This window comes from Vibrio sp. Isolate23 (assembly GCF_022398095.1).
In the GTDB taxonomy this organism is placed as follows: Bacteria; Pseudomonadota; Gammaproteobacteria; order Enterobacterales; family Vibrionaceae; genus Vibrio; species Vibrio coralliilyticus_A.
Window position 1 is genome coordinate 41,945 of record NZ_JAKEUV010000014.1, and the last position, 11,107, is coordinate 53,051.

Below are 11,107 nucleotides of genomic sequence, written 5' to 3' on the forward strand. Positions count from 1 at the left end.
GAGTAACGAGAATGTCTGCAGGATTAGTACAAGCAGCTTATATTGTTGCTGCATTATTCTTTATTTTGAGCCTAGCTGGTTTATCCAAACAAGAATCAGCGAAATCAGGTAATTACTATGGTATTGTCGGGATGACGATCGCCTTGATCGCCACGATCTTTGGTCCTGAATCTCAAGGCTTTGTTTGGATCATTATCGCAATGGCAATTGGTGGCACCATTGGTATTCACTACGCTAAGAAAGTAGAAATGACCGAAATGCCGGAGTTGGTTGCAATCCTTCATAGCTTTGTTGGTATGGCTGCGGTTTTGGTGGGCTACAACAGCTACCTAGATGCACCAGAAGCTGCGACACACGCTGAACATGTGATTCATTTAGTTGAAGTCTTCTTGGGTGTGTTCATCGGTGCGGTAACTTTTACGGGCTCTGTTGTCGCATTTGGTAAGCTTCGAGGTATTGTTTCATCTTCTCCTTTGAACCTTCCGCACAAACATAAAATGAACTTGGCAGCAGTTGTTGTTTCGACTTTGCTTATGATGCATTTTGTGAACGCTGATGGCAGCATGTTCGCACTTATTGTAATGACATTGATTGCATTCGCGTTTGGTTATCATCTTGTCGCTTCTATCGGCGGTGCTGATATGCCAGTCGTCGTTTCAATGCTTAACTCTTACTCTGGTTGGGCTGCCGCAGCGGCAGGCTTCATGCTTGCAAACGATCTTCTCATCGTAACGGGGGCTTTGGTTGGTTCTTCAGGCGCCATCCTTTCGTACATTATGTGCAAAGCAATGAACCGTTCGTTTGTCAGTGTTATCGCAGGCGGTTTTGGTCAGGAAATTTCTATTTCAACCGATGTTGAGCATGGAGAGCACCGTGAATCCACTGCGGATGAAGTCGCTGAAATGCTGAAAAACTCTAAGTCAGTGATTATTACTCCAGGATACGGAATGGCTGTTGCTCAAGCACAATACCCTGTTCATGAAATTACTGAGAAGCTAAGAGCTAAGGGTATAAAAGTACGCTTTGGTATTCACCCAGTTGCTGGCCGGTTACCGGGTCACATGAACGTACTTTTGGCAGAAGCGAAAGTTCCGTACGATATCGTTCTGGAAATGGATGAAATTAACGACGATTTTGATGAAACCGACACAGTTCTCGTGATTGGTGCAAACGATACTGTTAATCCAGCAGCGCAAGAAGATCCAAACAGTCCGATTGCTGGCATGCCGGTTCTAGAAGTTTGGAATGCGAAAAACGTTATTGTGTTTAAGCGCTCTATGAACACAGGTTATGCAGGCGTGCAAAACCCGCTGTTCTTTAAAGACAATACACAGATGCTATTTGGTGATGCGAAAGAGAGTGTAGACGCCATTTCTAAAGCTCTGTAACATAGTCTAACTAAGTAAGAAGCCAGCAACTGCTGGCTTCTTTTGTTTTCTGAGTAGCATTATTGACACCAATATTACATTTGAAATTTATATTTTTGCCATAATGTTTTACTCTAAATCTAACCCACTGATTTATAGAATTTTTGCATTGATTAGAACGGCTTTCAATATATTAACAGTATGTACAGCAGCATTGAGTTTCAGTGCTAATGCTGATTCGCTGCCTGAACGCATCGATCAATTTGTCGATTCTTTCAGCCAGGATCAATTCAGTGCATCTTACGATATTCGTATCATACAATCTGATTATCCAACCCGTTTGATCACCCCAGATTCAATGCTTCCTCAGACCTCGTCTTATCCATTGAAAGATATTCAACGTTTGTATCAACTGGCACAAAACTGTACAGGGAAACTGCCGTTAAGCCCGTTGATTACTGAACCGTTGGTATTTACTCGAGCGGTTTGTAAAGGGACAAAGCTGAGTGAAAAATGGTTTGCACGCAGTGGGTTAATTCACCCGGGTGGCGGTACTTATGCCAAACGTTATGTTTCGTTACACCCTGAAAGACAAGAGCAGCTCCAACAGTATATGCATATTAAGGAGAGGCCATTAGCGCCAAGGGAAACACTGCTTGGCCGCTTGCAAAGAATGAACGAAGAAACAATACTCGCGTTGCTTTCAGGATCGAGTATGTTTCTTGAGCAGGGTGAGATGTGGCTACGTCAAAATGATAGCTACTTAGTTTTCCCAGAAAGTATTTGGAAACAAAATGCAGATGACGCAGGATTAAGTGTTCAGCTAAAAAGCGAGTCGAATAGCTGTTTTGTCCAAAGGGGGAATCTCTGTTGGGATGTTGAAGATCACTCTCAGATACTTCGAGTCAGCATGGTCGTATTGGTTATTGCCAATATTCTGTTGGTTTTAGGATGGTCTGTTTACCGTTGGAACACTAAACGCCAAGAAATGAAGAGTCGAATGTTGATTCTTCAGATACTAACACATGAACTTAGAACCCCGATCGCGAGTCTATCTCTAACGGTTGAAGGTTTTCGGCGTGAGTTCGAAAAGCTACCTGAGTCAGTTTATGATGAGTTTCGTCGGCTGTGTGAAGACTCTCGGCGCTTAAGACAGCTGGCTGAAGCCAGTAAAGATTACTTACAATCAGACAATAAACCTTTGGCCACCGAGTGGGTGCCATCAGTGAAAGAATGGTTAGAGTTTAAAGTTGATGAAGAATTTAATGGCAAGATCCAATTAGTAGTCAATCATGATATAGCAGCAAAGCTGAATGTTTATTGGCTAGGAACTTGTATTGATAACCTGATACGCAACGCGACCAAATATGGTGTTGCGCCGATAGTGCTGGATGTCAGCACTGATGATAATTTAATTACCGTTAAAGTGATAGACCAAGGCGAGTTAACTCAAAAAGATTGGCGACAATTACGTAAGCCATTTGTTAGTAAAGCTGGTCTTGGTTTAGGCTTAACAATCGTTGAATCTATGGTAGGCAGAATGGGGGGTAAAATGACCCTGATTGGACCGCCAACAACGTTTATATTGGAGATACCTTGTGAAACAGACACTGCTTCTTGTTGAAGACGATAAAAACCTAGCCGATGGCCTGTTAGTCAGCCTAGAACAAGCAGGGTATGAATGTTTTCACTCTGAAACTATTGCTGATGTAGAGCAATATTGGGATAAGGCGGATCTTGTTATTTTGGACCGTCAATTGCCGGATGGTGATTCCGTAGAGCATCTGGTTGGCTGGAAGGCGATAAAAGATGTTCCTGTCATTTTGTTAACCGCACTGGTAACAGTAAAAGACAAGGTTACGGGGTTAGATGCGGGAGCAAACGACTATCTAACGAAGCCTTTTGCGGAAGCTGAGCTTTTTGCTCGTATTCGTGCTCAGCTGAGAGCGCCTGAGTCTGATGCTCAAGATGACAGCAAAGTAAAAACTCAACATTTAGTGATAGATAAAGCAACTCGTGAAGTCTTTTATAAAGATGAGTCCATTACATTAACCCGAACTGAATTCGATTTGCTTTTATTCTTAGCAAGTAACTTAGGCCGCGTATTTACTCGTGACGAGCTACTCGATCATGTTTGGGGGTACAATCATTTCCCAACGACTCGAACAGTCGATACTCATGTTCTTCAGTTACGACAGAAGCTGCCTGGATTGGAAATTGAAACCCTTCGTGGGGTTGGCTACAAAATGAAGGCATGATGAAATTTAAAGCGTTACTTCTAGGCGTGCTAGCTAGCACGCCTACCTCTGCGGCTAATATCCCATGGTTTGAGAGTAATTCTCCGCTAACTCAAGCCCACCGTTATTTGCTGAATAATGATCTCCCAGCGATGTTTACATCGTTAGTTGAAGTTTGGCAACAGGAGAAGAATAGAGCAATCTCACCACACCTTAATGAGCTGTTTCAGCAGTCACTTCAAGTTGATTGCGGCAAAGGTCTAGATTCAAAACCCTTCCCTGACTGGATAAAAGGGGTTACGGTTCGTGCAATCGAAACCCAAAGCCCAGGACGAGATTCATATCGTGCGCTAATTGAAATTGCGTCTCGAAAAGATGTCACTGATATTTCACTCTCTCGCTGGGTGCAGAAAAGCATTTCTACAGATAATTCCTTTGTTAAGCTAGCTGAAAATGAAGAACAGATTAAATCATACGTTAAGCGTTACAATCTAAACAGCAAAATCCCTATGGGCTTATATCGCTTAGATGTTACAGCTAAAGATCAGACTTCATGGAGCTCTTGGATAGTATTCGGCGAGCCGAAGGCAAAAGTCACGGTACGCTGGCAATCCAAAGATCAATGGAGGGTCGAAAGAAATGCGTTATTGAATTCTCATTGCCCTTTGCCAAAGTTAGATACGGCTCTATATAACTATGTTGATGGACAATATAATAAAGTGTGGGGAGACACCTATGAGTCCGATTATCCAAACGCTTTAGAACCGAATATTGTTGAACCCGGTCGATACGTCTTAGCCGTATCCATGACTCATCAAAGATGGCAAGGCCCAATAATTGTTGAACAGTCCCAAATAATTAGTAAAACATATGACGTTTCTATAGAGGAATAATTAAAGTTAAGACACAATAGGACGATATAAACATAAGGAAATAGAAAGTTTATATCGATATGAAAAATTCAATAAAAATCTTATCGTTGTCTATCGCTTTGGCTTCAACAAGTTCCTATGCAGCCACCTATGCAGTAGAAGCACGAGGCGATGCAATGGGGGGAGTCGGGGTTGTTTCTGCAAACTTCTTAACAGCACCTTTCTACAACCCAGCCATCACAGCAATCTATAGACGCAACGACGATGTTGGTATGATCATCCCCTCATTTGGTTTAGCCTATAATGATGAGCACGAGATGGTTGATGGATTAGACCAAGCTGCTGACATCATTAATAGTGCTGTCAGTAGCAATAGTATTACTTCTGAAGATGCTGCTCGACTTCAAACTACCCTCAATGGTTTAGAAAATGATATTGCAAAGCTCGAAATTGGGGGGGTAGTCGCTTTCGCAATACCAAATAGTTTTATTGCGGCGAATCTTTTCGGTAAGGCCTATGCGGAATCATTTGCACAAACAGATATATACTCTGGTGCCAACACCGGCAATAGTGACTTAGATACCGCAGTTAACGCAGAGCTAAGTGCGGTTAACGCTGTCGCTATAGGTGTGACAGAAGTTGGTCTCTCTCTTGCCAAGTATCAAACATTCCTTGGTCAGCATATTTCATTCGGTGTTTCGCCAAAAATTCAGCGCGTTTACACTTATGTGTACAGTGCAAACCTAAACAATTACGATATCAAAGACGTGCGTGACAATGGAACCGGTGAGACCATGTTTAACATGGATGCAGGTTTCTTATGGTTTCATGGTCCATTACGTGTTGGCGTCTCGGCAATGAACTTGGTATCTCGTGATATCATGACGCAAGAGCTTCCGGAGCAGACATTAACTTCAAGCATAGATGGAAGCCAATCGAGAACTATTCCTGCATCTTCATACGCTTATCAAATGAAACCTCAATACACTGTTGGTGTTGGCCTAGTCGCGGATTACGCAACATTAAGTGTCGATTACGACATTAATGAAGATGAGCGTTACACAAATTTTAATGATAACACTCAATATCTGAGAGTCGGCGGTGAAATCGACATCATGCGCCAACTTAAGCTAAGGGCAGGGTGGCGACGCAATCTCGCCTATGACAATCTAGACGATACTATTACTGCTGGTATAGGTCTATCACCATTGAACCTGTTCCAAATGGATATCGGTGCAAGTTACACCAACGAAAACTCAATGGGTGCCTATATCAACTTCTTAGGAAGTTATTAGAAGTTCTGGTGATAATAAAGAAATCATAATATAGTCGGCTCCTAAGTAAATAGGAGCCTTTTTTATGCTAGATGATTTCCCACCTCTATCTCACCATGAACAACAAAAAGCTGTTGAAAAAATCCAAGAGCTAATGGCACAGGGGATAAGTACAGCAGAAGCCATCAAAATTGTCGCTGAGGAAATCAGACAGCAAGCAAAGCCAAAAGAGTAGAGCCGTTTATTTATATAGGAGAGAGCAGGAAACTGCTCTCTTTTTATTTACACTGCAAACATATTTTTCAGAGGAAATTATCTTTGAACCAAAATGAATCACACGGTTAAGCAATGCAAATTCTACATTAAGTTTTTTAAATACAATGAGTTAGGATGGGATATTCATCTCCCCAGCAAAGTGGCGCACCCCCTTGTTGTAATTTAATTACAAAGAGTAACCTTTTGTCTGTAAGCGCTCGCTATCCCATAGCATTTTGTTCTTATGAGTTATGGTGTCACAGATGGCTTTTGGAATGTTTGGATTAGAAAGAAATGTTAGAGTCCGATCTCTGAGCGTAGAAATGATAAGTTGTAATATGAAAGGAAGCTCTAGTTTGACTTCACTATAAAAAGATACAGCGTCACTTATTGGCTGTGATTATACGAGGTGAATACGAGATAAAAGGCAGATAATTTAATATCTAAACATTGTGGGGGCGGACATCAAACGCTCGCTATAAATTGAAATCAACGAACGTAGATTCAACTAACTTATCATTAGAGTATCTTTTTAATGGATATGCGACTGATTCTGGGCGATAAACAGCCTTATACTGGGCAAGTTTCTTCATAATGGGCTCGAGAACTTTCTTACCGTCGATATACTTTGGTTGAAACCCTAACAACAGGTTCAGTTCGTAGGAAAGGAGATATTTATCATTCTCGAGTGGGTGGATTGCAACCCACGAGTCACAATTAACGGTGAGCTTTGAAACTACACTGATATCTGCATCACTCAAACCATCATATTGGCCATTGTTTTCACAAAGCTTAAAACGCATTACGACTGGTTCAAAATCGATATTTAAAGCCACAGTTCGATCTTTCTTGCCTTCGCGGCTATAGGTAAATATCACGTTTCTTTTGTTAGTACTTGGTACGCCAATAACATGCTCATACTCAACGTTCTCAATAAATGATAAACCATCCTTAGTAGTGGTAGAACAGCCAGATAAAAGAAGAAGAGAAAGAGAGAGAGCGAGTAATTTCATTGATTAATCGGTTTAGCTTTACATGAACACATAGCATTTTCGCATGAGCTGTATGATAAGTACCAGTAGTTGTAGAGGGAAATTTTTTTAATGGCTCAAACCGGACATTACTAAATTGCACCTACACCCTTAGTGCGCATTATGTACGTTATGTTAAATAGTCTGGGTTTCTATTTAGCTTCATGACTTGGTCAATTTCAACAACTTAGCTCCCAGTTACCTACTTGTCATAATTTAGTGTTGGGCTTACGATAATTTCATAGTAGTTAATTGTGAGGTTCATGACTTACTCAACTTTGGAAGTTTCAAGGAATAAACAACTAGCTCATATTTTAGTGGATGATGAGACCACCTTACCGTCTCTGTTCGTCACCGTTTATGGTTTGAAAAAACTGAATCGGAAAAAACTGATCACTCAGAGGAATATCCATCGTTCGTTGAAGTTCTTCTATATCTATACTTCAAGAAATACAAGCGAACGTTCGATAACGATTTCTACGAAGCAGGATACAATATTTATTCTGGGTCTTGGGTTTATGCAGCTAACCATTTCCCAGTCAAACAAAATAACTTATGGCGGACACATCAGACATGTCAGTGGTTTCTTTCGATACCTCAATTTCCGATAATGAATGTGTCATACCAAGACATGTCACCTATCGACGCTCACGAAGTTTTCAAGGTAAATAGTAGTAGCCTTGACGCAGCGATAAAGAGCTTCAACCAGATTGAGGTGTCGCAGAACGAACCTTCATACAGATACAAAAGTATCACTGATAAGCAAAGTATTGAACTGATGAACATGTTGCTCCCCTCCACTCCTGCTTTCACTGATGTTGATTCTGGTGAACGTGTAGAGTCAGTGATTAACCCTGTTAATCCATTTGAAGAAGGTTTTCAGCAATACCGTAATTACCTCATACATAGATTGATGTACAACTATGGTTTGCGTGTCGGTGAGGTGCAGTTGCTCATGACAGACAGCATTGGTGAAACACTACCGGATTCACGAGGTAAAACCAAATTCGTGATGGTTGTACAGAATCTACCGGATGATGTTGACGACCCAAGGAGGCATAAACCGTCAATTAAAACACAGCACTCATATCGTAGAATCGAATTGACTGAAGACGACTTCATCATGGTTGAGTTCTTTAAGAATCGTTACCGTGCGCCGCTGTTTGAAGAAAAAGGCACCCCCATTAAGGCGGAAATGGTCAGAATCGTAAAAATAATACGCGAATGGGTGACGTACGCCAGCTCTATTGAAGAGTTAACACAAAGCCTTGATAACGCCAGGTACGGAGTCACGACCGATATGCCTTTCGCTTGGAAAAAACAAACGGACGGCTTTTAACGTGGCACGACAAGGCGTACAGAGTCGCACATGATCCGCACTCTACGGGTAAGCAAGCTTTAGACGTACTGTTGGAGATTTTCTAGTGCTAAAAATGAAGCCTTCAACGGTTCAATTTTGCATGCAATTTTTTTGTTTAGACAAGGAAGCGCCTTGCCTAGAGGCACCACTGCCCTCAAAGCGATTAGCTGTATTCCTATTTTTTGGCTGCATTCGAATGCGGTTCATCGAGTAACCTACAGAGTTCCCTCGAACGCTTCTTTAGTATTTTGTACTCTTTGAGCTCTTCTAGGGTGATTGTTAGTTCAGCTTCAATGTCAGACTTTTCTTGCTGTAGCGTTGAATGAATAGATCGCAACGGACTCTTTGCAGTGGCTACTTTTGAACTTATCAAACGTTTTTCTTTAAGGTCAAACCTCATTTCATTAAAGGCACTTGTTTTTGAGTAAGTTTTGTTATGCCTAGTTCCTTGGCCAACAGCAAGCCCAGCCTTTTCGAGTTTATCAAGCTCCCTTGCGACAAGTTGACGAGCGTTAGACACGCTGCCATACGAATCAGAATGGCTCTGAATATGTTTACGAACATCTGTCACGCGAAAACTACTCATTGAAGGGTGAGTGATAGCTTTATAGACATCACGGTTAATTCGATAGACTTCGGTCATAGCGACACCATCAAAATGGAAAGTTACGGATTATAGTCCGTGGATATGGACGCATCAAGAGCGGATAGTCTTTGATTTTAAGAACGACATAAAATGAAAGACTTAGCAAAGCAGTTTGGAGATAATCTGCGTAAGATGCGTTTAAGCAAATCCATTGCACAAGAAAAGCTGGCCCTAATGGCGCAAATAGATAGAAGCTATATTGGACGGATAGAGCGAGGAGAAGTAAATATAACTTTGGAAAAAGCCTATATGTTGGCTTCAGTGTTAGAGTGTGATGTCAGAGAATTATTACCCTAATCTTGAATAACACCCAATTTGTATTGGCTTGTTGCCCTATCTTTGGTAATCATCTCGGCCATTTTCCTGACCGAGATGCATACTCATTAAGACTCTACAAACTGGAGCCCCGTTTCCCAGTCAGACACTTTAACAAGGTTCAAAGTATCTACATTGTGTTTCTTGAACACTTTCACAACTTTCTCATGAACGATAATATGAGGATAGTCGCTGAATTTAGGCATAAAGACTAAACGATCTTTCTCTGGCATCGCAGACAACTTGTCATCATCCAAATAGTACTGCTCAACGGTGTGTCGAGTGTCTTCAGGGTCAAAATCATCAAATACTACACTTCTCGAGATTAAGGACGTCCATTTTTCAAAAACATTAAAGACCCAAAAGAGCTGTTCAGCAGCCAGTGCTGTTGATTTGGGTGTAACGCCAGATTGCTCCTGCTTGTATTGAAGACAAACCGACACCCATTGCAGCGGCCGCGTCCTTATGTTTGTAACCATGAATGATCACGAGTTCAGCACACTCACGTTTAAATTCGGGAGAAATGTTTCTTGGCATATATAACCTCATTTAATCGAACGAAATCATACCTCTAAACAGGTCTCCCGTTACAAGGCGATACAGTAGGATGAGTCTCCCAATAGATAGAAGAGCTTGTTTTACCTACGTATAAATTATAAAACACCAATTATATCAATAACTTTCTGATATCCCGTTGTGGACTGATAAAATCCATGGGGACAGGCTGTTGCTCTGGAGCCGGGATCGCCGTGTCTGACACCGCGCTATCGGACGCTTGTGGATCCGCAACATAGTTGGTGTTTATTCGTAGTCCCACATTGCCCATGGTTCTCGCACTGTTAATAAAGTTTTTGCTCGCGGTCGACGCCACATTCAGCTTGGTTGTACCTGAGGTCTTTCCGGTGTATTGACCAGGGGTCTTGCTGGTGACTTGACTGCCTATTTGCACGTCTCCTACCCCATCGACCATGTACTCTTTGCTGACATGCAAATTGCCGGGCATATCCGAGGCGAAGGCTCCNTTCAGCTTGGTTGTACCTGAGGTCTTTCCGGTGTATTGACCAGGGGTCTTGCTGGTGACTTGACTGCCTATTTGCACGTCTCCTACCCCATCGACCATGTACTCTTTGCTGACATGCAAATTGCCGGGCATATCCGAGGCGAAGGCTCCTAGGCTTCCAACCCGACCGATCAATCCAAGGCTATAGCCAACCTTTGAGAGCACTTCTTGTGCGGTGGGATCGGTGACGTACATGGCACTAGTCTCGGTCGTCATTCCGACCAGTCCAACTGCATCAAACACGACCCCAAACTTGCTCGCTTTACTRGCTTTTGTGAACGTTTTTAGACTGGTTGAGGCGCCAGTAGCCGCAGCGCCACTACTCATTGCTCCGCCAACACCCGCCACAAGCCCGACCGCCGCTGATGCAACTCCTAACCATTTGGAGGCTTGAGTGAGGTTGTTGTAGTGTGTGTTGGTAGGATCATCAATCACAGCCGCTGCGATACTCGTCGCTGCACTGGCGGTAGCCAGCACTCCAGATGCCACCCCCATGACCGTCACTGCAACCGGTGTCGCGGCGCCCGCGGTAGCAACCGTGGCCACGATACTGACCACACTCACTACCGCGAGCACAATCCCTCCGACCAGCATCCCGATATCGAGTCGACCATCAGGATCGAAACGGTTAAAAACATCATGGCTGCAGAAGATGAAACCATTCCCTCCTGAGCGGCCAAATGCCCCAAT

At 42.7% G+C, this 11,107-nt stretch carries 11 protein-coding genes; 8 read left to right on the top strand and 3 right to left on the bottom strand.

Annotated features, from left to right (window positions below; translation table 11 throughout):
- Nucleotides 1–11 precede the first annotated feature (11 nt).
- From pntB to L1D31_RS21180, 6 genes are all read left to right on the top strand, one after another.
- Entirely contained in the window at nt 12–1,388 is a 1,377-nt protein-coding gene (gene pntB, locus L1D31_RS21155) for a Re/Si-specific NAD(P)(+) transhydrogenase subunit beta (RefSeq protein WP_239838955.1), read from the top strand.
- Nucleotides 1,389–1,491: 103 nt separating this feature from the next.
- Nucleotides 1,492–2,991, top strand: a complete 1,500-nt coding sequence (vxrA, locus tag L1D31_RS21160; protein ID WP_239838956.1) for a sensor histidine kinase VxrA — start codon at nt 1,492–1,494, stop codon at nt 2,989–2,991.
- Nucleotides 2,966–3,625, top strand: coding sequence for a response regulator transcription factor VxrB (gene vxrB / locus L1D31_RS21165; protein WP_239838957.1), 660 nt, complete (start codon nt 2,966–2,968; stop codon nt 3,623–3,625). The genes vxrA and vxrB overlap by 26 nt, the downstream gene beginning before the upstream one ends.
- Complete coding sequence (locus tag L1D31_RS21170) at nt 3,625–4,497, top strand: DUF2861 family protein (protein WP_239838966.1); 873 nt, start codon at nt 3,625–3,627, stop codon at nt 4,495–4,497. The genes vxrB and L1D31_RS21170 overlap by 1 nt, the downstream gene beginning before the upstream one ends.
- A gap of 59 nt (nt 4,498–4,556) precedes the next feature.
- Nucleotides 4,557–5,771, top strand: coding sequence for a conjugal transfer protein TraF (locus tag L1D31_RS21175; RefSeq protein WP_239838958.1), 1,215 nt, complete (start codon nt 4,557–4,559; stop codon nt 5,769–5,771).
- Nucleotides 5,772–5,835: 64 nt separating this feature from the next.
- Complete coding sequence (locus L1D31_RS21180; RefSeq protein WP_239838959.1) at nt 5,836–5,985, top strand: YoaH family protein; 150 nt, start codon at nt 5,836–5,838, stop codon at nt 5,983–5,985.
- 496 nt (nt 5,986–6,481) lie between these two features.
- Here L1D31_RS21180 and L1D31_RS21185 read toward each other — a convergent pair whose 3' ends face one another.
- The gene (locus L1D31_RS21185; RefSeq protein ID WP_239838960.1) at nt 6,482–7,018 is read right to left on the bottom strand and encodes a hypothetical protein; all 537 of its coding nucleotides are present in this window, start codon (nt 7,016–7,018) and stop codon (nt 6,482–6,484) included.
- A gap of 649 nt (nt 7,019–7,667) precedes the next feature.
- On the opposite strand from L1D31_RS21185, the gene L1D31_RS21190 reads away from it, so the two are divergent.
- The gene (locus L1D31_RS21190) at nt 7,668–8,375 is read left to right on the top strand and encodes a hypothetical protein (protein ID WP_239838961.1); all 708 of its coding nucleotides are present in this window, start codon (nt 7,668–7,670) and stop codon (nt 8,373–8,375) included.
- Nucleotides 8,376–8,571: 196 nt separating this feature from the next.
- Here the strand turns inward: L1D31_RS21190 and L1D31_RS21195 are convergent, their stop codons facing one another.
- The gene (locus tag L1D31_RS21195; protein ID WP_239838962.1) at nt 8,572–9,039 is read right to left on the bottom strand and encodes a hypothetical protein; all 468 of its coding nucleotides are present in this window, start codon (nt 9,037–9,039) and stop codon (nt 8,572–8,574) included.
- Nucleotides 9,040–9,132: 93 nt separating this feature from the next.
- Between L1D31_RS21195 and L1D31_RS21200 the strand changes: the two genes are divergently transcribed.
- On the top strand, nt 9,133–9,339 hold the full coding sequence (locus L1D31_RS21200; RefSeq protein WP_239838963.1) for a helix-turn-helix transcriptional regulator: 207 nt from the start codon (nt 9,133–9,135) through the stop codon (nt 9,337–9,339).
- Between the two features lie 86 nt (nt 9,340–9,425).
- Here L1D31_RS21200 and L1D31_RS21205 read toward each other — a convergent pair whose 3' ends face one another.
- Nucleotides 9,426–9,836, bottom strand: a complete 411-nt coding sequence (locus L1D31_RS21205; protein ID WP_239838964.1) for a hypothetical protein — start codon at nt 9,834–9,836, stop codon at nt 9,426–9,428.
- Between the last annotated feature and the right edge of the window lie 1,271 nt (nt 9,837–11,107).

Bases quoted from the DNA above. Each gene is read 5' to 3' on its own strand.
- pntB (WP_239838955.1), top strand. From the start codon at position 12: ATGTCTGCAGGATTAGTACAAGCAGCTTATATTGTTGCTGCATTATTC.
- vxrA (WP_239838956.1), top strand. From the start codon at position 1,492: ATGTTTTACTCTAAATCTAACCCACTGATTTATAGAATTTTTGCATTG.
- L1D31_RS21170 (WP_239838966.1), top strand. From the start codon at position 3,625: ATGAAATTTAAAGCGTTACTTCTAGGCGTGCTAGCTAGCACGCCTACC.
- L1D31_RS21175 (WP_239838958.1), top strand. From the start codon at position 4,557: ATGAAAAATTCAATAAAAATCTTATCGTTGTCTATCGCTTTGGCTTCA.
- L1D31_RS21180 (WP_239838959.1), top strand. From the start codon at position 5,836: ATGCTAGATGATTTCCCACCTCTATCTCACCATGAACAACAAAAAGCT.
- L1D31_RS21185 (WP_239838960.1), bottom strand. From the start codon at position 7,018: ATGAAATTACTCGCTCTCTCTCTTTCTCTTCTTCTTTTATCTGGCTGT.
- L1D31_RS21190 (WP_239838961.1), top strand. From the start codon at position 7,668: ATGTCACCTATCGACGCTCACGAAGTTTTCAAGGTAAATAGTAGTAGC.
- L1D31_RS21195 (WP_239838962.1), bottom strand. From the start codon at position 9,039: ATGACCGAAGTCTATCGAATTAACCGTGATGTCTATAAAGCTATCACT.
- L1D31_RS21200 (WP_239838963.1), top strand. From the start codon at position 9,133: ATGAAAGACTTAGCAAAGCAGTTTGGAGATAATCTGCGTAAGATGCGT.
- L1D31_RS21205 (WP_239838964.1), bottom strand. From the start codon at position 9,836: ATGGTTACAAACATAAGGACGCGGCCGCTGCAATGGGTGTCGGTTTGT.